General features: G+C 67.3%; 28 protein-coding genes. 10 read left to right on the forward strand and 18 right to left on the reverse strand.

Features of this window, described 5'->3' with window-relative positions; translation table 11 throughout:
- Nucleotides 1-6: 6 nt before the first annotated feature.
- The 5 genes from ABZ382_RS00275 to ABZ382_RS00295 all read right to left on the reverse strand — a co-directional run bounded on the left by ABZ382_RS00275 (nt 7) and on the right by ABZ382_RS00295 (nt 3954).
- A complete protein-coding gene (locus tag ABZ382_RS00275; RefSeq protein WP_357081752.1) occupies nt 7-1233 on the reverse strand; it encodes a sigma-70 family RNA polymerase sigma factor in 1227 nt (408 codons plus the stop codon).
- On the reverse strand, nt 1230-1571 hold the full coding sequence (locus tag ABZ382_RS00280) for a YciI family protein (protein ID WP_357081754.1): 342 nt from the start codon (nt 1569-1571) through the stop codon (nt 1230-1232). The genes ABZ382_RS00275 and ABZ382_RS00280 overlap by 4 nt, the downstream gene beginning before the upstream one ends.
- Before the next feature lie 11 nt (nt 1572-1582).
- The gene (locus tag ABZ382_RS00285; RefSeq protein ID WP_357081756.1) at nt 1583-2167 is read right to left on the reverse strand and encodes a dihydrofolate reductase family protein; all 585 of its coding nucleotides are present in this window, start codon (nt 2165-2167) and stop codon (nt 1583-1585) included.
- A 126-nt stretch (nt 2168-2293) separates the two neighbouring features.
- On the reverse strand, nt 2294-2827 hold the full coding sequence (locus ABZ382_RS00290; protein WP_357081758.1) for an NUDIX domain-containing protein: 534 nt from the start codon (nt 2825-2827) through the stop codon (nt 2294-2296).
- On the reverse strand, nt 2827-3954 hold the full coding sequence (locus ABZ382_RS00295) for a DUF418 domain-containing protein (protein WP_357081760.1): 1128 nt from the start codon (nt 3952-3954) through the stop codon (nt 2827-2829). Before ABZ382_RS00295 ends, ABZ382_RS00290 begins: the two co-directional genes overlap by 1 nt.
- A gap of 118 nt (nt 3955-4072) precedes the next feature.
- Between ABZ382_RS00295 and ABZ382_RS00300 the strand changes: the two genes are divergently transcribed.
- On the forward strand, nt 4073-4522 hold the full coding sequence (locus tag ABZ382_RS00300; protein WP_357081762.1) for an SRPBCC domain-containing protein: 450 nt from the start codon (nt 4073-4075) through the stop codon (nt 4520-4522).
- A gap of 3 nt (nt 4523-4525) precedes the next feature.
- On the opposite strand, the gene ABZ382_RS00305 is transcribed toward ABZ382_RS00300, so the two are convergent.
- From ABZ382_RS00305 to ABZ382_RS00320, 4 genes are all read right to left on the reverse strand, one after another.
- A complete protein-coding gene (locus ABZ382_RS00305) occupies nt 4526-4750 on the reverse strand; it encodes a hypothetical protein (RefSeq protein ID WP_357081764.1) in 225 nt (74 codons plus the stop codon).
- A 35-nt stretch (nt 4751-4785) separates the two neighbouring features.
- Entirely contained in the window at nt 4786-5607 is an 822-nt protein-coding gene (locus ABZ382_RS00310) for an HNH endonuclease family protein (protein ID WP_357081766.1), read from the reverse strand.
- A 218-nt stretch (nt 5608-5825) separates the two neighbouring features.
- Nucleotides 5826-6947 (reverse strand): nitronate monooxygenase family protein, encoded by a 1122-nt coding sequence (locus ABZ382_RS00315; RefSeq protein WP_357081768.1) that lies wholly within the window; start codon nt 6945-6947, stop codon nt 5826-5828.
- A gap of 138 nt (nt 6948-7085) precedes the next feature.
- Entirely contained in the window at nt 7086-7496 is a 411-nt protein-coding gene (locus ABZ382_RS00320; protein WP_357081770.1) for an NUDIX domain-containing protein, read from the reverse strand.
- Between the two features lie 100 nt (nt 7497-7596).
- On the opposite strand from ABZ382_RS00320, the gene ABZ382_RS00325 reads away from it, so the two are divergent.
- Nucleotides 7597-8178, forward strand: a complete 582-nt coding sequence (locus ABZ382_RS00325; protein WP_357081772.1) for a Uma2 family endonuclease — start codon at nt 7597-7599, stop codon at nt 8176-8178.
- A gap of 45 nt (nt 8179-8223) precedes the next feature.
- On the opposite strand, the gene ABZ382_RS00330 is transcribed toward ABZ382_RS00325, so the two are convergent.
- Nucleotides 8224-9174 (reverse strand): LysR family transcriptional regulator, encoded by a 951-nt coding sequence (locus ABZ382_RS00330; protein ID WP_357081774.1) that lies wholly within the window; start codon nt 9172-9174, stop codon nt 8224-8226.
- A gap of 126 nt (nt 9175-9300) precedes the next feature.
- On the opposite strand from ABZ382_RS00330, the gene ABZ382_RS00335 reads away from it, so the two are divergent.
- Nucleotides 9301-10554, forward strand: coding sequence for an MFS transporter (locus tag ABZ382_RS00335; protein WP_357081776.1), 1254 nt, complete (start codon nt 9301-9303; stop codon nt 10552-10554).
- Here the strand turns inward: ABZ382_RS00335 and ABZ382_RS00340 are convergent.
- Entirely contained in the window at nt 10551-11954 is a 1404-nt protein-coding gene (locus tag ABZ382_RS00340) for an MFS transporter (RefSeq protein WP_357081778.1), read from the reverse strand. The two genes, ABZ382_RS00335 and ABZ382_RS00340, sit on opposite strands and share 4 nt — an antisense overlap.
- 100 nt (nt 11955-12054) lie before the next feature.
- Between ABZ382_RS00340 and ABZ382_RS00345 the strand changes: the two genes are divergently transcribed.
- Together ABZ382_RS00345 and ABZ382_RS00350 are read left to right on the forward strand one after the other, a co-directional pair.
- Complete coding sequence (locus ABZ382_RS00345; protein ID WP_357081780.1) at nt 12055-12528, forward strand: helix-turn-helix domain-containing protein; 474 nt, start codon at nt 12055-12057, stop codon at nt 12526-12528.
- Between the two features lie 148 nt (nt 12529-12676).
- On the forward strand, nt 12677-13096 hold the full coding sequence (locus ABZ382_RS00350; RefSeq protein WP_357081782.1) for a hypothetical protein: 420 nt from the start codon (nt 12677-12679) through the stop codon (nt 13094-13096).
- Nucleotides 13097-13121: 25 nt separating this feature from the next.
- On the opposite strand, the gene ABZ382_RS00355 is transcribed toward ABZ382_RS00350, so the two are convergent.
- Nucleotides 13122-14000, reverse strand: a complete 879-nt coding sequence (locus ABZ382_RS00355; protein ID WP_357081784.1) for an alpha/beta fold hydrolase — start codon at nt 13998-14000, stop codon at nt 13122-13124.
- A 123-nt stretch (nt 14001-14123) separates the two neighbouring features.
- Here ABZ382_RS00355 and ABZ382_RS00360 point away from each other — a divergent pair, with 123 nt between their 5' ends.
- Complete coding sequence (locus ABZ382_RS00360) at nt 14124-14696, forward strand: TetR/AcrR family transcriptional regulator C-terminal domain-containing protein (RefSeq protein ID WP_357081786.1); 573 nt, start codon at nt 14124-14126, stop codon at nt 14694-14696.
- A 103-nt stretch (nt 14697-14799) separates the two neighbouring features.
- Here the strand turns inward: ABZ382_RS00360 and ABZ382_RS00365 are convergent, their stop codons facing one another.
- Nucleotides 14800-15966 carry a thiolase family protein gene (locus tag ABZ382_RS00365; RefSeq protein ID WP_357081788.1) on the reverse strand — a complete coding sequence of 389 codons (1167 nt, stop codon included), beginning with the start codon at nt 15964-15966 and terminating at the stop codon, nt 14800-14802.
- Between the two features lie 138 nt (nt 15967-16104).
- Here ABZ382_RS00365 and ABZ382_RS00370 point away from each other — a divergent pair, with 138 nt between their 5' ends.
- Both ABZ382_RS00370 and ABZ382_RS00375 read left to right on the forward strand, forming a co-directional pair.
- The gene (locus ABZ382_RS00370) at nt 16105-16824 is read left to right on the forward strand and encodes a YoaK family protein (protein ID WP_357081791.1); all 720 of its coding nucleotides are present in this window, start codon (nt 16105-16107) and stop codon (nt 16822-16824) included.
- 84 nt (nt 16825-16908) lie between these two features.
- Entirely contained in the window at nt 16909-17496 is a 588-nt protein-coding gene (locus tag ABZ382_RS00375) for an HdeD family acid-resistance protein (protein ID WP_357081792.1), read from the forward strand.
- Between the two features lie 72 nt (nt 17497-17568).
- Here ABZ382_RS00375 and ABZ382_RS00380 read toward each other — a convergent pair whose 3' ends face one another.
- From ABZ382_RS00380 to ABZ382_RS00400, 5 genes are read right to left on the reverse strand one after another with little or no spacing between them, the layout of a single operon-like run.
- Nucleotides 17569-18450 carry a phosphoribulokinase gene (locus tag ABZ382_RS00380; protein WP_357081794.1) on the reverse strand — a complete coding sequence of 294 codons (882 nt, stop codon included), beginning with the start codon at nt 18448-18450 and terminating at the stop codon, nt 17569-17571.
- 46 nt (nt 18451-18496) lie between these two features.
- Nucleotides 18497-19573 carry a class 1 fructose-bisphosphatase gene (locus tag ABZ382_RS00385; RefSeq protein ID WP_357081796.1) on the reverse strand — a complete coding sequence of 359 codons (1077 nt, stop codon included), beginning with the start codon at nt 19571-19573 and terminating at the stop codon, nt 18497-18499.
- A 16-nt stretch (nt 19574-19589) separates the two neighbouring features.
- On the reverse strand, nt 19590-20666 hold the full coding sequence (locus ABZ382_RS00390; protein WP_357081799.1) for an AAA family ATPase: 1077 nt from the start codon (nt 20664-20666) through the stop codon (nt 19590-19592).
- A 25-nt stretch (nt 20667-20691) separates the two neighbouring features.
- Entirely contained in the window at nt 20692-21114 is a 423-nt protein-coding gene (locus tag ABZ382_RS00395) for a ribulose bisphosphate carboxylase small subunit (protein WP_357081801.1), read from the reverse strand.
- Nucleotides 21115-21128: 14 nt separating this feature from the next.
- Entirely contained in the window at nt 21129-22577 is a 1449-nt protein-coding gene (locus ABZ382_RS00400; RefSeq protein WP_357081803.1) for a form I ribulose bisphosphate carboxylase large subunit, read from the reverse strand.
- A 147-nt stretch (nt 22578-22724) separates the two neighbouring features.
- Here ABZ382_RS00400 and ABZ382_RS00405 point away from each other — a divergent pair, with 147 nt between their 5' ends.
- Nucleotides 22725-23576, forward strand: a complete 852-nt coding sequence (locus ABZ382_RS00405; RefSeq protein ID WP_357083953.1) for a LysR substrate-binding domain-containing protein — start codon at nt 22725-22727, stop codon at nt 23574-23576.
- A gap of 99 nt (nt 23577-23675) precedes the next feature.
- Nucleotides 23676-24161, forward strand: coding sequence for a polyketide cyclase (locus ABZ382_RS00410; protein ID WP_357081805.1), 486 nt, complete (start codon nt 23676-23678; stop codon nt 24159-24161).
- Nucleotides 24162-24168: the final 7 nt, after the last annotated feature.

Here is a 24168-nt window from a genome sequence, read left to right on the forward strand (position 1 = left end):
TGTCTGTCAGTCTGTGCGGGAGCGGTCCGTTGGACCGAGTCGGTCGCGCCGGGCGAGCAGGAATGTGCGCTCCGACTGGTTCTCGGTGAGCTGCGCCGCGGCGTCGAAGGCCTGACCGGCTGCTGTCGTGTGCCCGAGGCGGGCGAGCAGGTCACCGCGGATAGCGTGAAACAGGTAGTAGCTCCGAAGATTCAGATCATCCACCACCGGTAAAGCCGCTGCCGGGCCCTGGACCTCGGCGAGCGCGACAGCGCGGTGGAGTGCGACCACCGGTCCGGTGTCGAAGTGCACGAGTTGGTCGTAGAGCGCGAGGATCTGGGTCCAGTCGGTGACGGGGTCGGTGTGCACGGCGTTGATCGCGGCCAGGATCTGGTACCGGCCCGGCTGATCGCGGCGCAAGCAGGCACGGGTGATCGCCCGGCCCTCGGTGACCAGATCCGCGTTCCAGCGGGAGCGGTCCTGCTCGGCCAGCGGGATCAGAGTGCCCGCGGGATCGGTGCGGGCGTCGCGGCGGGCCTCGATCAACAGCATCAGTGCGAGCAGTCCCGCGGCCTCCGGCTCGTCGGGCATCAGCTCGACCAGCAACCGCGCCAGGCGGATCGCCTCGGCGCAGAGTTCGGCGCGCGCGAGTTTGGTGCCGGAGGTGGCGACATAGCCCTCGTTGAAGATCAGGTAGAGCACCGCGAGCACCGCTCCGAGGCGGTCGGGCAGATCGGCGTCTCGGGGCACCCGGTAGGGGATCTTGGCGTCGCGGATCTTGGCCTTGGCTCGGACGAGGCGCTGCGCCATGGTTGGTTCGGGCACGAGGAAGGCGTGGGCGATCTCGGTCGTGGTGAGCCCGCCGAGCAGCCGCAAGGTGAGCGCCACCCGCGCGGGGAGAGCCAGGGCCGGGTGGCAGCAGGTGAACATCAGCCGCAGACGGTCGTCGCGCACCGGGCCCTCCTCGGCGGGTTCGTCCAGGTCGCGGAGGCGCTGCGCCTCGGCGTGTTTGTGCGCGCGGACCGATTCGCGGCGCAGCTCGTCGACGGCCCGGTTGCGGGCGGTGGTGATGATCCAGCCGGCCGGGCTGGGCGGCATGCCCTCGACCGGCCAGCGTTGCAGGGCGGTGGTGAACGCATGGGCCACAGCGTCTTCGGCCGTGCCGATATCGCCGAGTCCGCGCACGAGTACGGCGACGGCTCTGCCGTACTCGGCGCGGAACACGGCCGCGATCTCCTCCGGTGTCGGACTCAATACGGTTCGACGTCCTGGAACGGGCGGACTTCGATCGGCAGCGTGGTCGCGGCGGCCGCCTTGCGGCCCCAGTCGAGCGCTGCGTCCAGATCGGGTGCGGTGATGATCCAGATCCCGCCGACGTGTTCCTTGCCCTCGACATAGGGACCGTCGGTGAGCAGGCCGTCGGCCCGCACGACGGTTGCCGTGCCGGGCGCGTGCAGGCCGCCGGTGAACACCCACGAGCCGCTCTCGCGCAGTTCCTCGTTGAACCGGTGCAGATCGGCCACGATCCGGACCATGGCCTCGGGATCCGCCTCGCCCTCGGGCTGGTAGATCGACAGCAGGTACTTCTGCATGGATTCCTACCTCACAGCCGGCTGTAGTGGGCGATGATCACGCCCTTGGTGGTGGTGACGCTGCCGGTGAGCTCGAATTCGGTCAGCGGGGCACCGCCCTCGAACAGTCGCATGCCGGTGCCGAGGGTGAGCGGATGGATCAGCAGCGTGTAGCTGTCGACCAGGCCGGCGGCGTGCAGGTCGCGAACCAGCGAGGCGCTGCCGATGATCGTCAGGTCCCTGCCCTCCTCGGTCATCAGCTTGGCCACTGACTCGGCGGCATCGCCCGGCAACAGGATCGAGTTCTGCCAGGCGTCCGCGTTCTCCAGAGTCCTGGAACAGACGTACTTGGTGGCGGCGTTCATGTGCGTGGTGAACGGGTTGTCGTCGGTGCGGGTGGCCCAGGCGCCGATGAAGTCCGTCCAGGTCCGGCGTCCGAACAGCATGTCCGTGGGCTCGGCCATACCCTTGCCCATCTCCGCGGCCATGACCTCGTCGTTGTACTTGCCGCCCCAACCCCCGTGGGTGAAGCCACCGCGGGTGTCCTCGTCCGGGCGGCCCAGGCCCTGGACGACTCCGTCGAGAGTGATGGACAACGTGGCGTTGACCTTGCGCATGAGATGCTCCTTCGCTCGGGCGGACCGCTCTTCCGCGACCGTTCACCTCCTACACGAAAAGCCACAGGCGAAATCGACACCGGCGCCGAACTTTTTCCCAGCAAGGGTATTCCGGTGCGGTTCCGTTCAGGCGTTCGGACGCGTGAGTTCCACCGCCAGCTTCAGGAGTTCGGGGAGGTAGTGGCCATCGGTGCGGGCTCGGCGCAGGGCTTCCGGGAGAGTGAACAGTCCGACCTCCTGGATCTGTTCGGCATCCTCGGGATTGGTCGGTGTGCCCACCAGCCGCACCTCGGCGGTGCACCACAGCCACGCCTTGTGCGGATGGGGCTGCCAGGGGCGATACGGCTCGAGACGGTCCGTCGTCGCGTAATGCGCGCCGAATTGCCGGAGAGGCCCGGCCAGTTCGGCTCCCGCCTCCTCCGCGAGTTCCCGGATGACGCAGGACACGATGGATTCTCCGGCCTCGCGGGTGCCGCCGGGCAGGATCCAGACGTCGCGGTCATCGCGGCACAGGACGATACGGTCGCCGGAGAAACAGACGACGTGGATATTGGTGACGAGGTCGTCGGGTGGCAGCGCGGTCGAGAACTGGACGTCGAGCCCGCCCCACTCCCAGCGGGCGGGGGCGTGCAGCAGTGGGTAGCGCTCGGCGAGGGTCATCAGTCGACGGTACGGGGGCTGGGGCGTAAGTGGCCGGGGCCGTAGGTGATTGCGCGGAGCAGGTATTCGATCGGGCCGTAGCGGTGCCGCCGGGTCCAGCGGGATGCGAGGGCCAGCTGTGCCGTGTACAGGACGACCGCTATCGCCAGGACCGTCCAGTCCGTCATGCGGCCCGCCAGGGCCACTCCGTAGCCGGTGAAGATCAGTGACGTGATCAACGATTGGCCGATGTAGACGGTGGCGGCGATCCGGCCGGCGGGTGCGAAGACATCGGCCACCCGGGGGTGGCTGTGGCTGATCCGCAGCAGCGTGGCCCCGTACGCCGCGGCCACCAGCGGACCGGCGATCGTGGCGGGACCCGCGAGGGGCGGCCACTGCGTCAGTGCATTCGATGCCGAAATCGGCAGTCCGGCACCGAGACCTACCCACTGCACGCGAGGCTGCCACGGCAGATAGCGCTCGGGTGATTCGAGCAGCCGCGCGGTGCCCGCGGCGAGACCGACCAGAAACAGCGGCAGGACGTTGAACAGTCCGAACAGCAGGAAGGTCGGCAGCCGACCCGCGAACAACTCCCACCGCCACGCGGCCGCCGTCCCCCAACCGGCCCGTGCGATCTCGAGCAGCCGGTCGCGCTCCGCGAGCGAGACTCCGTCATCCCGGCCTGCCGCCGTCATCACCGCGATGACCAGTGTGCCGATCCCGTACAGCGCGGCCGCGACCCAGAGCGCCGCCCGTGGTCGCAGCCGCCGGCCGATCACGAGCAACACCAGCCCGATTGCCCCATAGCCGAACAGCACGTCCCCGGTGAAGAAGAACACCGCGTGCACCACCCCGATGGCCATCAGCGCCAGGCATCGCCGAACCGTGCGCCCGCGCCCGCTCGCCCCAGCTCGTTCAGCGGATCGGAACTGCATGGTCAGCGAGTAGCCGAAGAGGAACGAGAACAGCACATAGAACTTGTTGTGGAACAGCGCCTCTGACAGGGTCCTCGCGGCGCCGGGCGCGAATCCGCTCGGGTCCGACATGATCTCGATATTGACCAGCAGGATTCCGCCGAGGGCGAATCCGCGCAGCGCGTCGAGTTCCCGCAGTCTGGGCACCACGGGAGGGGCCTGCTCAACCGTCATGCCCGGACCGTAGGGTCACCTCCCGGTCGCCGGGATCCCCCGCCGGAGCGAGATCCGGGTGGCTCCACGGAGTGAGACCCACCCCACGATCTAGAACTGGTGTCAGTATTGTTCCCCCATGGCCTTCGTCATCGACAAAAGCGTGGAGATCGACGCACCCGCCGAGCTGGTCTGGCAGGTGCTCACCGATGTGGACGCGTACGGGGAATGGAATCCCTTCGTCCTGGAGTGCAAGACCACCCTGGAACCCGGCTCCCCCATCGACATGCGGGTGCAGCTGGTCGGCCCGCCCAAGCAGCAGCGCGAGTTCGTCCGCTCCTGCACCCCGGGACGCGAGTTCAGCTACAACATGAAGCCGGCGCCGCTCGGTGTGCTCAGCAGCGAACGCTCGCACCTGATCACCGATCTGGGTGACGGCCGCACCCGCTACGACTCGCACTTCCAGCTCAACGGCCCGCTGTCGGTGGTGGTCGGCGGCCTGCTCGGCGGCGCGCTGCGCAAGGGCTTCACCGGCATGACCGATGCGGTCAAGACGCGGGCCGAGGCCCTGAAAGCCGTGCGCGACTAGCGTTCACGCCTCGAACGGCGTCACATTGCCCGCGGCGTCGCGGCCACCGCTCTCGTGTTCGATAGCGGTGGCCAGATCCTGCACGCTGGTCCAGCTGCGCGGCTCCTCGTCCTCCAGATTTCCGATGGTGTACCAGGTGGCGGTACCGCGATAGCGCACGAGCCCGTGGCCCGAGTAGTCCAGCGTCACATCGAGATCCCCGGAGACCGTTCCCTCTTCCCGGGTCATGACGGCTGCCTCGCTCTGGATTTCGACGATGGCGACTATGTGAACTCTCCCTTGCTGATGCAGTCCTTCACGGCTGTCTGCAATGCGGACTGTTCCTTGGTGTCGACGTTCAATCCGTACTTTAGTTTCACCTGGATGTAGTGCCCGATATAGGCGCACCGGAAGTTTCCGGGCGGCAGGTAACTCGACGGATCCTGGTCGCCCTTGGAACGGTTGGCGGTGGGATCGGAAATCACCAGGTTCAGCGCGTCATTGGCGATATGGCGGCGGGTGTCGTCGTCGAGTTTCGCCGCGCCCGACCGCCACGCCTCGGCCAGCGCCACGATGTGGTCGATGTCCAGGCCCGACGAATCGGTGGTCCACTTGTAGGGCTTGAGGGCATTGGTCTTCTTGTCCATGACCCCGTACTGATCGCGCCAGCCCGCGTCGGCGCCGAGACTCAGTTTGCAGCTGCTCGGATCCAGCTTCACCGGTCCGGTCCCGTCGCGCAGCAGCACCACCTCGCGGGTGGTGCAGCGGCTGTATTGCGCGAAGCTGTCACCGAATCCGTGCTCGGGCTTCTCGCTGTCCCAGTGCGGGAAGCGGTCGCGCGAATAGCCGGTCATCGGCAGTTCGTCGGCCACCTCGAGTTTGCCCAGCAGCGCATTGATCTCCTTGGCCGATCCGGCCGGTTGTGCGCCGCGATCGGGAATCGGCGGGCCACTCGATTCCGGTTTGTCTGTGCCGCCGCGTTTTTCGAGGACGGTGATCGCGACGGCCAGTGCGACCACGATCAATAGCGATACGACCGCTTGCAGCAGGCGGCGCTGGGCCGGGGAGAGGCGGTCCGACAGGCGTAATGGATTTGTGCGCAACATATCCCGCAAACCTTCGCAATCGGCGACCCGAAACGGCAAGTCGCGCGCGAGGTTCGGAGACCTGTGTCACACCCGCCGTCACTCCATGGTGGGTCCCGCGAAGATCGAAAACAATGGCGGCGCAGCCTCTCCCGCGCCGCCACCTGCGGATATACGACGGCGCGCCGGGTAGTAGCTACCCGGCGCGCCGAATTGTCCTGAGAATCAGGCGGTGTGGATCAGGCGTTGTTCAGCTTGTTCAGCCGCTCGCACGCCTCGAGGTACTCGCTGATGAGGCGCTGCACCACGTCCGCGGAACGCTCCATCTTGTTCATCATGCCGACGACTTGGCCGACCGGGTTGAAGTTCACGTCCTTGGCCTGCTCGGGGTAGCGGTGGCCGCGCTTGACGCCGTCGAGGGCGACCATCATCTGCAGCGGCATGCCGAGCGGGTTCGGGGTGTCCTCGGCCTCCCAGGCCTCGGTCCAGTCGTTCTTGAGCATGCGGCACGGCTTGCCGGTCCACGAGCGCGAACGCACGGTGTCGGAGCTGGTGGCGTCGATGTAGGTCTGCATCTGCGCGGGCGGCACATTGGCCTCCTCGACGGTCAGCCACAGCGAGCCGGTCCACGCGCCCGCCGCACCCATGGCCAGGGCCGCCGCGACCTGACGGCCGTCGCCGATGCCACCGGCCGCGAGCGCCGGCATGTCGCCGATCGCGTCGATGACCTGCGGCCACAGCACCACCGAGGAGATCTCGCCGCAGTGGCCGCCACCCTCGGTGCCCTGCATGACCACGAAATCCAGTCCGGCGTTCTTGTGGTTCATGGCGTGCTTGACCGAACCGCACAGCGCGCCGATCAGGCGGCCGGAGTCCTGGATCTGCTTGATCACGTCGTCGGGCGGGGTGCCCAGTGCGTTGGCGACCAGCTTGGCCTTGGGGTGGTTGAGGATGACCTCGATCTGCGGGGCGACCGTGGTGGCGGTCCAGCCCAGCAGCTGGTTGTGCTTCTCCTCCGGCGGCAGGTGCGGCACGCCGTGGTCGTTGAGGATCTTCTCCGCGAAGTCGCGGTGGCCCTGCGGAACCAGCTTGGCCAGCTGGGCTTCCAGCTCCTCGGGGCTCAGGCCCTCGACGCCCTTGCCCTCGTACTTGGACGGGATGACCAGGTCGACGCCGTAGACGCCCTGCACGTGCTCGTCCAGCCACTGCAGCTCGACCTCGAGCTGCTCGGCGGTGAACCCGACCGCGCCGAGCACACCGAGACCGCCCGCGTTGCTGACCGCGGCGGCCACGTCCCGGCAGTGGGTGAAGGCGAAGATGGGCACGTCGATGCCGAGGCGATCACAGATCTCGGTACGCATGGTGTGGTGGGCTCCTCTGAACTTTCCGACACTGGAAATGTTGTGCCCACCACACTAGAACATGTTCTACATTCGGACCAGTCTCTCGATGCCTACCCATAGGCCACTGTCAACAACATGTTCTAGTTGCCGGGAATGTCAGCCGTGCGCGAGCAACCCGTCGGCATGCAGATCATCGAAAAGGAGCTGGTCCACGGGCGGCACGTGCGGCCGGTCCGCGTAGCTGAACCAGGCGATCTCCTCGATCTCGCTGCTGACCGCGATGTCGCCGGAGTACTCGGCCGTATAGCAGGCCATGCGTACGACCGCGTCGGGAATCAAAGCCTCGTAGGTGCCCACGTGAGCGACCGTCTCCGGGGTGATCTCCACGGTCAGCTCCTCGCGGATCTCGCGCACGAGCGTCTGCAGATCCGTCTCGCCCCCTTCGCGTTTACCGCCCGGGATATAGAAGACGTCCTTGCCACTCGGCCGCGCGCACAGAATCCTCCCGCCCTCGATCCGCACCCACGCCACCGTGTCGATCAGCCGCTGCTCCCGCTCCGTCCGCATTCGCGCACCCTAGCGCGCCTGGTGCCGACGCCCGGGTGCGCGGCGTCGGCGGGGGTAGGCTGTCGGCATGTCAAAGTCGGGCCAGGAGCCGCCTCGACTCGTGACGGTCGAGGAGTTTCTTGCCGGCCCCGCCGATGCTTTCGGTGAAATTCACGATGGCGTGATGCTCGAGTGCATGGCACAGAGCCCGGTGCATGATCGGGTCGTGCACCGGCTCAGGTCCGCTCTCGAGTACGCCATCGACCCGGACGGGCCCTGCCGGGAGGTGCACAGCGATACGCCGATGCGACTGGCAGACAACGATCAGGGCGATCTGCGACGTCGATTGCGGGCGCGCTATCCGGATTTGATCCTGCGGGATTGCTCCGACGGTCCTTATGACGTGGGCCATGTCGCCGACCAGACCTTGCTGGTTGTGGAGGTGACATCCGACAGCACGATCGACGACGACATCGGCATCAAGCGTGAGTTGTATGCCCGCGCAGGCATTCCGGTGTACTTGATCATCCATTTCGACAAGGACTGGCAGCAGATCAGCGTGATCGAGGAGCTGCGACTGGATTGGTCCGGCCGTCGGTACGTCGGCTGGAACAAGCACACCGAAGCGCTGGTGCTGACCGAGCCCGTCAAGCTCGCGGTGATGTTCGAGGATCTGCAAAGTCAGCTGCCGCGCCGCTGGTAGCGAAAGGCCGCCTGGGGTCGCGCCCTGATTCAAGCCTGGCGTGGGTCAGCTCTCGGGTGGTGTGATGCGTTGCGCCCATGCAGGCAGCCAGATCTGTTGATCAGCCACGACCGTCCGCCGCGAATCGAGATGGTCGCGGAGTTCGGTGAGCGCGGGGTGCGGATTTCCGGTGCGCCAGATGATCGACAGCGGGTAGACGAGTGCGGGGGCGCGCACGGGGATTCGCCGCAGGTCGTAGCTGTCCGGCCACAGGTACCGGGTGCCTTGGCCGATCAGGGTCGCAAGGCTCGGCGAATCGGCGATCTCTTCCAGCAGAGCCTCTTTCGAGAAGACCGGACCGAGCCGGTCGATCGTGAACCCGAACGTGTCGGTGAGTTCGGCGAAGTACTCGGCCACTTCGCCCTGTGTGGGCAGACCGGGCATCCAGATGCGGTGTCCGGCCAGTTGCGCCGGTGTCACCGCGCGAGCATCGGCGAAGGGGTGACCGGGTCCGACCAGTAACTGGTGTGGCTCGTCGATGATCCGGGCCGTGCTGATCGCGCGGGGCAGCCGCTGCCGCGTCCGGACGGCATGGAAGGTGGCGTCGATCGTCCCCGCCTCGACGGCCGCGATCGCGGCTTCGGCATCGCCCTCGAGGGTGACGATGTCGAGCGCGATATCCGGGTGGGCGCGATGGAATTCCTGCAACAGCGTCGCCATGACCACGCGCCGGTTCACCACATCCACGCGCAGGGCACGCCGACCGGGCCGCACCGAGGCGTCGGCGCGGTCCGCAACCCGCAGCAGTTCCCGCGCATGCGGCAGGAACGCCCGTCCGTCGATCGTCAGCTCGGCCCCACGCGCCGTTCGGGCGAACAGGCGCACATCCAGATACTTCTCCAGCGCTGCAATGCGTTTGGAGACCGCCTGCTGGGTGATCGACAACGCGTAGGCGGCTTCCTGGAACTGGCCCGCATCCGCGACCGCAATGAAGGTGCGTACACCGATGAGATCCACCGGCACACCCTACTTGCACAACGTTCGGTTGTGGCTCGCCGATAGAATGGTTGTTTGATCTTGCCTTTCCACTCTTGATTGGATCTCCACGGTCAACGAGGAGTTGTTCAGGAGGTACGGAGCGTGATGGCAAGACGAGCACTGGGCCACGAGTTCGGATGGCTGTGGGCGTCTTACGCGGTCAGCGCCTACGGCTCCGGGCTGGGGTTCGGGGCATTGCCGTTGATCGCCGTCACGGTCTTGCAGGCCAGTCCGGTTCAGGTGTCCACGCTGGCGGCGGTCGGTCCGGCGGTGGGCGCGTTGATCGCGTTGCCGCTCGGGCCGTGGGTGGAGTTCCAGCGCAAGCGGCCGGTGATGATCGGGATGGATCTGCTGCGGTTCGCGGTGATGCTGAGCATTCCCGTCGCGTATGCCTTGGGCGGTCTGAGTTTCGGTCAATTGATGGCGGTGTCGGCGGTGGTGGCCGCGGCCAAGATCGCGTTCGGGGCGGCGAGTGGCGCGTACCTGAAGTCGTTGGTGCGGACGGACGATCTGCTCGTGGCCAATGCGCGATTCGAGTCCACGAACTGGAGTTCCATCGCTGTCGGGCCACCGCTGGGTGGCGCGGCGATCGGGTTGCTCGGGCCGGTGGTCACGGTAATTGCAGACGCGGTGAGCTATCTGCTGTCGGCGTTGGCGTTGGGGGCCATTCGCGATCGAGAAGAGCGCCCGGTGCGCAGTGGGGCACCGACCCCGCGCATGGATGAGCTCCTCGACGGGTGGCGGCATCTGTTGCGGCACCCCGGACTACGCGGCCTCTATCTCAATCAGCTGCTGGTGAACGGTTCGATCATGGCCACCGAGCCGCTGCTCGCCGTGCTGCTGCTCCGTGAACTCGGGTTCTCCCCTTGGCAATACGGCCTGGCCTTCGCCGCGCCCTGCCTCGGCGGACTCCTCGGATCACGCCTGGCCGGTCGAGTCGTCGCACGGTACGGCCAGTTTCGGATCCTGCGGGTGGTCGGCACGCTGCGCGCGATCTGGCTGATCGGGCTCGTCTTCGTCCAGCCCGGGGTGATCGGTCTGGTGACGGTGATCGTGGTGGAGCTCGCGATCATCATCAATATGAGCCTCTACACCCCGGTACTGGCCACCTATCGACTCGAACACACACCGAAAGACCTTGTCGCCCGCACGCTTTCGGCGTGGTCGATCAGCAGCGGCCTCGCGATCGCCGGGCTCAGCGCGCTCGGTGGGCTCCTCGCGAGCGTGACGAGCCCGCGCACCGCCATCGCGGTCGCGGGCCTGGTGATCCTGGTCAGCCCCCTTCTGCTCCCCCGGGAGGAGCGCCCGGGCGGTGCCACCGACCCGGGCGTCTCGGAAACCGCGCGGTCTCGGGTCTAGCCGGGCGTGCTTGCGGGCTTCGGCATTCGCACCGCCAGGCCCAAAGCCCCCGCCGCGACGGACACGGCCGCGACGACGTACCACCCGTGCTGGAACGCGGTCAGGGTCGCCGGTCCGCCGTGCGGCGAACCGAGCACGGCGATGAGAACCGCCACGCCGACCGCCATACCGAGCTGGCGGGCCATGGTCAATACCGCGGAGCCGGTCGCGAATTGCTGCGGCGGCAGGCCCGAGGTGCCCGCGGCGGTCCCGGTCGGCAGAGTCAAGCCGACGCCGAGACCGGTCAGCAGCATGCCGCCGAGGATTCCGCTCGCGTAGTTGGCATGCAGCGCCACGCCTTGCGCCCACCACACGGTTCCGGCCGCGAACGCGACGCCGCCCAGCGCGAGCACCCGGCCTACGCCGACCCGGCCGATGAAACGCCCCGCCGAGATCGCCACGATCGGCACGATCAGGGGGCCGGGCGCGATGCCCAGGCCGGTCTTCAACGCCGACCAGCCCCAGACGTTCTGCATCCACAGCACCGCCGACAGCAGCATCGCCGCGAACGCCGTATTGAACAGCAGCGAATTGGCGAGCACGACTCCGAAATTCGGAGCCTTCAGCAGGCCCGGGTCCACGACCGGGCTGTGATGCCGGCGCGACGAGGCGACGAAGACGGCCGCGAACACGACCGCCGCCGCGACCGCACCGAGCACACCGGCCGAGGCCCAGCCCCAGTCCTCGCCCTTGACCACCGCGAGGATCAGCGAGGCCACCGAGGCGATCAGCGCGAGCGCGCCCACCCCGTCCGGCAGCGGTCCCCCGGTGCCGGCGGGTCGCGGCAGCAGCCGGGCGCCGATGACCAGCGCGATGATCCCCAACGGCACGTTCACCAGAAACACCCAGCGCCAGTGCAGTTCGACGAGCAGTCCACCCGCGACCGGACCCAACGCCGCGCCCAAGCCGCCGAACGCGACCCACAGCCGCACCGCCGTCGCCCGCTTCTCCGCCGGTGTCGCGGCCAGCAGCAGACCGAGCGAGGACGGAGTGAGCAGCGCGGCGCCCGCCGCCTGCACCACCCGGAACGCGACCAGCGCCGCGCTGTTCGGGGCGACGGCGCACAGCGCGGACCCGAGTACGAAGACGCCGAGTCCGGTCAGGAAGGCGGTCTTGTGCCCGTTCCGGTCGCCGAGCCGCCCGGCCGGCACCAGCAGCGCCGCGTAGACGATGGCGTACGCGTTGAGCACCCAGGACAGCCCCGAGATCCGCGCGCCGGAGAAGTCCTCCGCGATCCGTGGCAACGCCACATTGACGATGAACAGGTCCAGGCTCGACAGCAGCACCGCCACCGCGACGATGCCGAGCACCATCCGTGGATCGGTCGCCCGCCGATCCTCCTGCACAACTGCCGTATTCATCGGGTCTCCCCCTGTGCCTCGCGGACGGTCCTAGTGAGTTGCTTCATAGGACGGACCATAAAGCAGTGAGTTCGTTGAAGCAACCGACTATGCTGGAGTCATGCGGCGAACCAGCTTCGAGGACATGAACTGCTCCATCGCCCAATGCCTGGAGGTGGTCGGCGAGTGGTGGACGCTGCTGATCGTGCGGGACGCCCTGTTCGGGGTGACCCGCTTCGACGACTTCCGCTCTCGCCTCGGCATCGCCCGCAATGTACTCACCCAGCGCCTGGAACACCTGGTCGAGCAAGGGGTCCTGGAAAAGACGCCCTACCAGGACAATCCGGTCCGCTACGACTACGTGCTGACTGACAAGGGCCGCTCCTTGTGGACGATCCTGGCCGCCATGCGGCAGTGGGGCGACGAATGGGCCGCCCCCGACGGCCCGCCCATCGAGGCCGTCCACAAGGAGTGCGGGCATGTCACGACCGTGCGCCCGGTGTGCTCGGAATGCGGCGAGCATCTCGCCTCCCGGGACCTGCGACTCCAGCTCGGCCCGGGCGCTCACGATCCGGCATTGCTCCCGGGCCGATGACGGTCGACCGATGGGAAGCCGCGCAGGGGAAAACCCTCCGGGCCGTGGACGGGCGCGTGCCCTAGACTCCGAGGGCGGCGATCGAAGTAGGTCGCGCACAACGGATTCGGGGGCTGGTTCCCGCGACAGCGGAAGAAGGGTGGTGGCGGTGCGTCCCGCTGAACCGAGTGAATCCACCGGGCCGAGCCCGGAGACCGTCCTGTCGGTCGGCGGCTGGCATCCGCGACATTCGCGCGTGCTGGCGCTGGCGAGCAATGGCGCGTTCGCGTTCGCGCTCGTCGACACCAATGGCGACGGTTCCGAGATCGACCTCGACGAGCTGATCCTCGACGACGGCGAATGGCAAGCCGGGATGAGCCTCGGTGCGGGCGAATTCATCGCAGTGGGCAGTCGCGGCTCGGTCTACGTGCTCGGCTACGGCTCGAACACGAGCGGCGTGCGCTGGGCCTACGGCCGCGCCGACCGCCCCGGCCCCGCCGAGGTCGAGGTGGACGGACGCGCGATCACCGTCACCATCGCCGACACCGGGTGGTGGGTGTGGGTCGACCCGGAAGTCGAATCCAACTGAACCACACCCCCATCGGCGCGAACCGTCACAACAGATGCGCGGTCAGGAAGCCGATCTGGTCGGCGAGGATCTTCTCGACTGCCGGTGGGTGGTAGACGGTGAAGTGGTCGGCGTCGTAGTGCTCGACAACGGCACGCGGCGCGGTGTCGGCAACCCGTCCGGCGATCGCAGGGTCGATGAGGTTCTCCCTGTCGCAGGCGCAGACGAGTAACGGGCAGCGCACACGCGGCGCGGCGGACGCGGCGTTGTAGAAGAGCATGTCCAGGCCCGAGGCCGCGGTGATCCGATTGTCGAACTCGTAACCGGAGGGCATCACCGACTGCCAGCCTTCGAGCGCACCGGGCTGGTTCACGAAAGCCAGTTCACCGGGGCGTCCGACAAGCGGCACATAACGACGGGGCAGACCCAACGCGGCACGCGCCAGGTCGGAGACAATCGGGAATGTCAGCCGCAACAGGTGCCGTATGCCCGCGCGGGAAACGACGGCGCGACCACTGAAGACCGGACACTGGACGACTGCGGCGCGCAGGCTGTGGTGGCGGGCGGCTGCGGCCAGGACGTGGCTGGCGCCGAATGAGGTGCCCCACAGTGCGATTCGGTCCGCGTCGAGTTCGGGCCGGGAACGGGCGAAGGCCAGCGCGGCATCGACGTCCTCGGCGTACCGGCGTTGATCGACGAGTTGCCGTGGCTCGCCGCCAGACTCACCGAGATGGCGGAAGTCGAAGGCCAGCACGGCCAGCCCGACGTCCGAGAACGCCTGTTCGTACTGCGCGAGCATCATCGCGTGGGTGGCCCCGCCGCCGTGTACGAGCACGACGACCGGGTGGGGGCCGGGTGTCTCGGGCAAGGTCAGCCACGCCGCGCATTCGTCTGGGCCGGAAGAAAAGCTGGTTCGGATGGTCATGACACCTCGTTTAGGTACGTTGTACGTTAACGAGCTCGAGCTAATCACGTACAACGTACTTAATCAAGGAGAAGAATGCCGCCACCCAGGAAGTTCAGTCGAGACCAGCTGCAAACAGCCGCCTTGGCCCTGGTCGACGAGCACGGGCTCGGCGGCCTGACCATGCGCAACCTCGCCACCGAACTCGGCACCGGGGCGATGACGATCTACAACTACGTCGACGGTCGCGAGGGACTCGAGGAACTGGTGGCGGAGGCGGTGATGAGCCAAGCGCGATGGACCGAGACCGGCGACGACTGGGTTGCGCAGGTGGCGGCGATCGCCGAAGGGATGTGGCGGGCCGTGCGTGCACACCCCCACGCGATCTCGTTGATCCTGACGCGCCGCACCGTCGACATCGCCACCCTCGCGCCGGCCGAAGCCCTGCTGCAGGCGCTATCCCGCAGCGGCAGATCAGGATACGACCTACTCGTCGCCTTCCGTGCGGTATCCGGATACGTCGCGGGCATCGCCCAAGCCCAGCTCACCAGCCCGCTATCGGCAGCGTCGGCAAACGCCGACATCGCCCGTATCGCAGCCCTGCCCGAGCCGCGATTCCCGAAGCTGATCGAGATAGCCGAGGCGGCCTCCGACAGCGATCCGCAGGACGAGTTCCGAGACGGGCTGCAGCTGATCCTGAACGGGCTGAGGGCGTGACGGGCGCAGCCCACCAGGCAAAGCGCCACTCCAGCAGGTATCTACGTCATATCTGCCCGATATTCGACGGATTCTCCTGGTCCCCCGTGTCGGGCGAGCCTTTTCAGAGGCGTTCGATGATGGTGGCGTTGGCCAGGCCGCCGGCCTCGCACATGGTCATCAGGCCGTAGCGACCGCCGGTCTGCTCGAGGTGGTTGAGCATGGTGGCCAGGATACGGCCGCCGGACGCGCCGAGCGGGTGGCCCAGGGCGATCGCGCCGCCGCGCGGGTTGAGCTTGGCCGGGTCGGCGCCGAGCTCTTGCGCCCACACCAGCGGCACCGGCGCGAAGGCTTCGTTCACCTCGTAGACGTCGATGTCGTCGATGGACAGCCCGGCGCGCGCGAGCACCTTGCGGGTGGCGGGGATGACGGCGGTGAGCATGAGCAGCGGGTCGTCGCCGGTGACGGCGAAGGAGTGGAAGCGGGCGCGCGGCTTCAGACCGAGCTGGGCGGCCTTCTCCTCGCTCATGATGAGCGCGGCGGAGGCGCCGTCGGTCAGCGGCGAGGAGTTGCCCGGGGTGATCGACCATTCGATCTCCGGGAAACGGGCCTTGAACTCGGCGTCCACGAAGGCGGGCCGCAGCCCGGCCAGGCCCTCGACGGTGGTATTGGCGCGAATGGTCTCGTCGGCGCTGATCGTGCCCGCGGCCACCAGTTCGTTGTCGAAGCCGCCGGCCGCGGCGGTGGCGGCGGCCGATCGGTGCGAGCGCGCGGCGAATTCGTCCAGGGCGGTCCGGTCCAGCTTCCAGCGCGCGGCCAGCACCTCGGCCGAGATGCCCTGCTGCACCAGGCCGTTCGGGTAGCGGTGCGCGATCGGGCCGCGGTTGGCGTCCCGGTCCTGGGCATTGGAGAACATGGGCACCCGGGACATGGACTCCACGCCGCACGCGATGGCGATGTCGTAGGCCCCGGCGATGACGCCCTGGGCGGCGAAATGGGCGGCCTGCTGTGAGGATCCGCACTGCCGGTCCACCGTCGTGGCGGGCACCTCTTCGGGGAAGCCGGCCGCGAGCACCGCGGTGCGGGAGATATTGAAGGCCTGCTCACCGCTCTGGGTGACGCAACCGCCGATCACATCGTCGACGAGTGCGGGATCAATTCCGGTGCGCTCGATCAGGCTGCCCAGCACTCCCGCGAGCAGGGTGGCCGGATGGACTTCCGACAGGCCGCCACCGGCTTTCCCCTTGCCGGACGGGGTGCGGATGGCGTCGACGATGACGGCGGAAGTCATGACTTCTCCCTGTTCCCAATGGACGATCCGGATGCGAATTCCGGTTAACATACGCACTGTACCGCACGACCGGCCACGCCGTCAGCAGCCGGATTTCACGCTCCCGACCGCCGAGTTTTCGATTGCTAACCTGTTGCTGTGACCGCGACCAGCAAACCGACCACCGCCCCCTTCTGGGGTCTCGAGATGCGGCTGTCCGCCGTGCTGTCGATGCTGGCCGGATTCATCGGCGCGGCCGCGTACGCCCATTCCGAGGGCTACTTCGTCACCTTCATGACCGGCAATACCGAACGCGCCATCCTCGGCAACTTCGCGGGCGACCACACCATGGCCGTGGGCGCGGCCTCGATCATCTTCTGCTTCCTGGCCGGCGTCTTCGTGGCCTCGATCTGCCGCCGCTACTGGTGGACCAACCACCCGCACGGCGCGACCATGCTCACCACCGTCGCGCTGGCGGGCGCGGCCATCGTCGACAACATCCTCGACGAACGCGGCATCGGGCTGGTCCCGATTCTTTTCGTCGCCTTCGGCATGGGCGCGCTGAACACCTCGTTCGTGAAGAACGGCGAGGTGTCGATCCCGGTCAGCTACATCACCGGCACGCTGGTGAAACTCGCGCAGGGCATCGAGCGGCACGCCTTCGGCGGCGGCACGGTTCGCGACTGGCTCGGCTATGCGACGCAATACTTTTCGTTCAGTCTGGGTGCGCTCATCGGCGGCCTGGTCGCGGTGGTCGTGGACGGCGCCTACATGCTCAACGCCGCCGTCGTGGGGTCGCTGCTGGTGGCCGCTTACACCTGGCGAGCCGACATCCGCTGGGTGCGCCGCACGGTCCGCCGGGCCGTAGACGAGAGCTGAACCGCGCGACACGGGCAGGTCACAGCAACACAACACATGGCTAATTGACCGCAAATGCGGCGAACTGGTCATATTCTGCAAAACATGACAACCAGCAAAGAGGGAGTTTTCGAGGGGCCGGTTCAAACACTGGCCCGCAGCGCGTGGCAGTCGATCCTGGTCACCGGCATTCTCTCGGTGGTGCTGGGCATCCTGATCCTGGTGTGGCCCGGACCTACCCTGGTGGTCGCGGGTGTCCTGTTCGGTATCTACCTGCTCGTGTCCGGCGTCTTCCAGCTGATCGCGGCGTTCGGTCTGCATGTCAGCGCCTGGATGCGGGTGCTGTCGTTCATCACCGCCATCCTGTCGTTCATCCTGGGCTTCTTCTGCTTCCGCAACGAGTTCCAGGCGATCGGCCTGCTCGCGTTGTGGATCGGTATCACCTGGATCTTCCGCGGCACCGCGGTCCTGGTGGCCGCGATATCGGACTCCGCGCTTCCGGGCCGGGGCTGGCAGATCCTGTTCGGCATCCTGCTGATCGTCGGTGGCGGTCTGCTGATCGTGGAGCCGTTCCGCTCCATCACCACCCTGGTCGTCGTGGTCGGCTGCTGGCTGATCGTGATCGGCATCTTCGAGGTGATCTCGGCGTTCCAGGTCAAGAACACGGCCAAGCGCGTCGCGGCGAACCTATAACCCTTCGACAGTGAGAATGGCGGCCACTCCGGATTCGGGGTGGCCGCCATTCTCGTTGCGGGGCACACCGTTTCAGCGCAGCGGCCGCTTGGGCCGCTTGTCCATCAGCCGCAGGATCAGCGGCGTGAAGATGAGCTGCATGGCCAGATCCATCTTCCCGCCCGGCACCACGATGCTGTTGGGCCGCGACATGAACGAGTCGTGCAGCATGGACAGCAGATACGGGAAGTCGATCACCTTCGGGTCGGCGAAGCGGATCACCACGAAACTCTCGTCCGCGGTCGGAATGGTCCGGGCGGTGAAAGGATTGGAGGTGTCGACCGTCGGCACCCGCTGGAAGTTCACATAGGTCCGCGAGAACTGCGGGCAGATGTGTTTCACGTAGTCGGGCATGCGCCGCAGAATGGTGTCGATGATGGCCTCGCTGGAGTAGCCGCGTTCGGTCTTGTCGCGGTGCACCTTCTGAATCCACTCCAGATTGATGATCGGCACCACGCCCACCAGCAGGTCGGTGTACCGCCCGACATCGACGTCCTCGCCGACCGCGGCCCCGTGCAGGCCCTCGTAGAACAGCAGGTCGCTGCCCGGGGGCAGCTCCACCCAGGGCGTGAAGGTGCCGGCGGGCTGTCCGTAGGGTTTGGCTTCCTCGTCGTCGTGCAGGTAGCGGCGCACCGCCCCGACGCCGGTGTCCCCGTAGTCGCGGAACAGCGTCTCGAGTTCGGGGAGCAGATTCGCCTCCGGCCCGAAATGTGAGAACGTGAGATTGCGCTGCTGTTCGGCCTCGGCCATGGCCAGTTTCATCTCGTTGCGGTCGTAGCGATGGAACGAATCCCCTTCCACAATGGCCGCGTTGATTCCTTCGCGGCGGAATATCTCCTGGAAGGTTCGCGTGACGCTGGTCGTCCCCGCACCGGACGACCCGGTGATCGCGACCACGGGATGTTTGACCGACATGGCACCTCCTCGATTGCCGGACAGCGGGTTTCGCGCGCCCGGCCGTTCAATGACGGGCCGCGCGGAACAGTGAGCGGGAACCGAAGAGCGAGGCGTCGAAGCTGGGCCCCTCCTCCGGTTCGCGGTGATAGCGCTCGATCCGCTCGACCTCGTTGCGGGAGCCGAAGATGAACGGCACCCGCTGATGCAGTTCCTCGGGCCGCACGTCCAGGACGCGTTCGTGTCCGGTGGAGGCCGCTCCCCCGGCCTGTTCGACCACGAAGGCGATCGGATTGGCCCCGTACAGCAGCGAGACCCGGCCCGGCCGTTCGGGATTGCGGGTGTCGCGCGGATACATGTAGAGCCCGCCGCGGGTGAGGATGTGGAAGGTGTCGGCCACCAGCGAGGCGACCCAGCGCATATTGAAGTCGCGCCCGCGCGGCCCGTCCACGCCTTCGAGGCATTCGTGGACGTAACGGCGCACCGGGCGCTCCCAGAACCGCTCGTTGGCGGCGTTGATCGCGAATCCGGAGGTGTCGTCGGGGATGCGCATGCGCGGGTGGGTGAGCACGAACGCGCCCACCTCACGGTCGAGGGTGAACCCGTCGACGCCGTTGCCGGTGGTCAGCACCAGCATGGTCGCGGGCCCGTAGAGCGTGAAGCCCGCGCACACCTGCTGCACGCCCGGTTGCAGGAAGTCGTGCCCGGCCGGAACACGCCCGTCCTCGGGCGCGCGCAGCACACTGAAGATCGTGCCGACCGGCAGGTTCACGTCGATATTGCTCGACCCGTCGAGCGGATCGAAGGCGAGCAGGTACTTGCCGCGCCGGATCTCGGTGGGCACCTGATGGCATTCGCGCATCTGCTCCGACACCAGGGCTGCCAGCGGTCCGGTCCACTGGCTTTCCGACACCATGATGTCGTTGGCGATGGCATCCATCTTGCGGTGCACCGTCACCGGCAGGTTGTCGGCATCGGAGGCGCCCAGGGAGCCGACGATCGCTCCCCGGGTCACTTGATTCCCGATGATCTTGGTGGCGGTGGCGAGCACGTTCAGCAGCGCCGAGAACTCCCCGGAGGAGCCGGGATGCTTGTGCTCCTGCTCGATGGTGTACCGGGTCAGGGTCTTCAATCCTTCGGGCACAATCCCTCTCATTCCCTCATGGAGATGCCCCCTCGTCGGCGAGGGCGTCCGTGAACACACTGCTGCCGAGGACGTCGCTGTCCGTCAGGGTGATCAGATCGGTGCGGCCGACCGGCCGATGCAGTTCGACCAGGCGTTTGGCCTGCCGCAACCGGCAGCGGTCGAGGGCATTGCGCACGCTGCGGGCATTGGCGAAGCGGGGGCGGGCCATCCGCAGCTCCAGGTAGCGCGAGAAGGCCTGCGCGGCTTCGGGATCGAAGCGGAAGTTCTCTTGGCGCACCATGAGCTCGGCGATGGCCAGCAGCTCCTCGTGGGTGTAGTCGGGGAACTCGATGTGGTGGGCCACCCGCGAGGACAGGCCGGGGTTGGCGGAGAAGAAGGTGTCCATCCGGTCCGGATAGCCGGCGAAGATGACCACCAGGCTGGTGCGCTCGTTCTCCATCTCCTGCAGCAGGATCTCGATGACCTCCTGCCCGTAGTCGCGCTCGTTCTCGGGGCGGAACAGGTAGTAGGCCTCGTCGATGAACAGCACTCCCCCGGCCGCCTTCGCGAGCGCCTCCTTGGTCTTGGGCGCGGTGTGACCGATGAACTGGCCGACCAGGTCGTCGCGGGTGACGGTGTGCACCTTGGGCTTCCGGATGTAGCCGAGGGCGTGCAGCATCTCGGCCATGCGCAGCGCCACGGTGGTCTTGCCGGTGCCGGGGCCGCCGGTGAAGCTCATGTGCATGGTCGGGCGGGTGGCCTGCAGGCCGAAGCGCTGGCGGGCGCGATCGATGAGCAGCAGGGCCGCGATCTCGCGGACCCGGCGTTTGACATTGGCCAGGCCCACCAGTTCGGCGTCCAGGCGGGTGAGGGTGTCCTCGACGTCCTTGCCCGCGACGTCGGTCGACAGATCCAGCACGGCGTCGTCGGCCAGCGGTTCCAGTAGGTGGCCGGCCGCCACGGAGTCCTCTGGTCCAGGAGACGCGTCGGCGGCCGTACCGCGCAGCGGGCCGGGGCTCGTGGCCCCGGGCCGATGCATCTGGAACCCGCCCGCCGGGCGGCCGGCTGCAGGCTGCCGGCCGTCCGATGCCACGGGGTGTTCCGAGCTCACGATAACCTCCTGATCCGAAAGGTGTTCAGCCGCCGTACCTTTGGCCGGATCGCTGATCCGACGAGTAGGCGTGGAAGCCGTAGCGCTGGCTGCGGTCCGCGCCCTCGGTGCGGTCGAGGCGGAAACCGGGTTCGTCGGCCGGGCGCTGCACGATGAAGCTCAGCGCCGTGGTCTGGCGGCCGTAGGAGGCGTCGTAGGCGTTGACGCGAATGTAGTGCCGCGGGAACGTCGCCCGGCAGGCGTTGATCTCGGCGAGCACCCCGTCGGGCTCGTCCAGATCGAACAGGGGCAGGCCCCACATCTCCCAGTAGTTGTTGCGCGGGTGCGGATCGTCGGTGTACTCGATCGACACCGGCCAGTTGTTGAGCAGCGCGTAGCGGACCTGGGCGGCGATCTCGGTGTCGTCGAAGTCCGGCAGATGCGAGAAGGTGCCTTGGCGCAGATGCATGGGTGGCTCGACTTTCAGCGGGAGGCCGTGGGGACGGCGTCGGGGGCGTCGGTGGAGGTGTAGTCGAAGGTGACGTCACCCCAGGTCTGCAGGGCGACCTCGAGCGGGCGGCAGCTCTCGGCGGAGCGGCGCAGCACGTCCGGGCCCTCCTTGAGCAGATCGCGACCCTCGTTGCGTGCCTTGACCACCGCTTCGAGCGCGACCCGGTTGGCCTCCGCGCCCGCGGCGATGCCCATCGGGTGGCCGATGGTGCCGCCGCCGAACTGCAGGATGGCGTCGTCGCCGAACAGGTCCAGCAGCTGGTGCATCTGGCCGGCGTGGATGCCGCCGGAGGCGACCGGCATGACGCCGGGCAGGCTGGCCCAGTCCTGGTCGAAGAAGATGCCGTTGACCGGATTCGCCGGGATGTGGTTGTCGCGCAAGGTGTCGTAGAAGCCGCGCACGGTGTGCGGGTCGCCTTCGAGCTTGCCGATGACCGTGCCCGCGTGCAGGTGGTCGACGCCGATCAACCGGCACCACTTGGCCAGCACCCGGAAGCTGACGCCGTGCGTCTTCTGGCGGGTGAAGGTGGAGTGCCCGGCCCGGTGCAGGTGCAGCAGCATGCCGTTGGTGCGCGCCCACTTCGAGATGGACTGCATGGCGGTGTAGCCGACCGTCAGGTCGATCATGATGATGCAGCTGCCGAGCGATTTCGCGAACTCCGCGCGCTCGTACATGTCCTCCATGGTGGCGGCGGTGACATTGAGGTAATGGCCTTTCAATTCACCGGTTTCGGCGATGGCGCGGTTGACGCCCTCCATGGCGAACAGGTAGCGGTCACGCCAGCGCATGAACGGCTGCGAGTTGATGTTCTCGTCGTCCTTGGTGAAATCGAGTCCGCCCTTGCAGGCCTCGTACACCACACGACCGTAGTTGCGTGCGGAGAGGCCGAGTTTCGGTTTCACCGTCGCGCCCAGCAGGGGGCGGCCGTATTTGTTGAGATACTCGCGCTCCATCACGATTCCGTGCGGCGGACCCTGGAAGGTCTTGACATACGCCACGGGAATACGCATATCCTCCAGCCGCAATGCCTTCAGCGGTTTGAAACCGAATACATTGCCGATCACCGAGGACGTGAGGTTCGTGATGGAGCCCTCCTCGAAGAGATCCAGATCGTAGGCGACGTAGGCGAAGTACTCGCCCGGGCGGCCCGGCACCTCCTCGACGCGGTAGCACTTGGCCTGGTACCGGTTGTGCGCGGTGAGGCGGTCGGTCCAGACGACTGTCCAAGTGGCGGTGGAGGATTCACCGGCGACGGCCGCCGACGCCTCGATCGGGTCGACGCCGTCCTGGGGCGTCACCCGGAACACCGCGAGGACGTCGGTGTCCTTCGGCTCGTAGTCCGGGTTGTAGTATCCCATCGACGCATACGACTGCACGCCCGGATCCCACCGGCTGCGCTGATCATCGTCAGATCCGGCCATCTTTCCTCCTGCGAACCGGGTTGGGTCACTTGCGATTCCCAGGATGACGGGCCCGTTAACGACAAACAATTCGATTGTTTCTGTTCTCGCTCAACCTTTTCGTCGGGTTTGCTACCGTTGAGTATGGGTACGGTGAGCGCGGTGCGCATGGAAACGTTTCTCGCCGTTGCCAAGCACTCCAGCATTCGCCGCGCCGCCGCCCAGTTGCACATCACCGAGGCCGCCGCCTCCGCGGCCGTAGCACACATCGAGAAACAACTCGGCGCGAAACTCGTGACCAAATCCGGGCGCGGCATCGCGCTCACCGAAGCCGGGCGCGTGTACGCCGATTACTGCCGCAGCATCCTCGGTCTGATGAAGGAAGCGCACGCAGCCGTTCGGGAGGCCGAGACCGGCCGGCTGCGCATCGGCGTCGTCGCCACCGCGGGCGAATACGTCCTGCTCCACCTGCTGGCGTCGTTCCGAACCCGGTATCCCGACATCGAACTGGGCCTGTCGATCCACCCCCGCGACGTCCTGTTCCTCGAACTCACCCACCACGAAACCGACCTCGTGGTCGCCGGTCGCCCGCCCCGCGACACCGGCCTCGTCACCCGCGCCCGCCGCCCCTGCCAACTCGTCGTCGTCGGCGCGCCCTCCCGCTGGCCCGACCCCTGTGACGCCACCTGGCTCCTGCGCGGCAAAGGTTCGGGCACCCGCGACACCACCCTCGCTCTCTTCGACCGCCTCCAAATCCATCCGCCCACACTGACTCTCGGCACCCACGGCGCCGCCCTCGCCGCCGCGCGTGAGGGCCTCGGCATCACCCTCATCCACTCCGACGCCGTCGCCGCCGACCTCGCCACCGGCCGCCTGGAGATCCTCCCCGTCGAGGGCACCCCCCTCACCCGCCCCTGGCACGCCGTCACCACCCGCACCCCCACCCCCGCCGCGCGCCTGTTCCTCTCCCACATAACCGACCCGGATCGAGTCGGCGACAAAGCATTTCGTGGTGTCTGAGGTCCTCGGCGACGGATGTGCCGCGGTCGGATGCCGGGCGCGGGAAGCGTGTCGGTGATGGAACATGCGGAGGTCGGTGCAGGTGCGTAGAATCCTGTTGTGTCAGAACAATTTCGAGTGCAGCGGGCCGTTGCCGCATCCGCGGCCGACATCTTCGCCATCCTGAGCGATCCGCAGGGCCACGTTTCCATCGACAGCTCCGGCATGTTGATGGCGGCCAGCGGAGACCTGGTCACCGCCACGGGCGACACGTTCGTCGTGCACATGGATCGCGAGGCTCTCAACGACTACCCGCTCGGTCTGTACGACGTGACCGTCGAGATCGTCGCATTCGAACGGGACAAGCAGATCGCCTGGACCGTTCGCGGCCGAGTCGAGCCGGGCCACGTCTACGGCTACTACCTCGAGCCCATCGAAGCGGGCACTCTCGTGACGTCCTATTACGACTGGTCGGCCGTCCCCCAGGAATTCAAGGACGCCGATATCTTCCCGGTGATCCCCGAATGCGCCCTCCGTGCGACCCTCGGCATCCTCGCCCGCACTGTCGCCCCGGGAAAGCCCCGGCCGGAACTGCCCTCACCGTAGGGCGGCC

This window comes from Nocardia sp. NPDC005825, from assembly GCF_040630175.1.
Lineage (GTDB): Bacteria > Actinomycetota > Actinomycetes > Mycobacteriales > Mycobacteriaceae > Nocardia.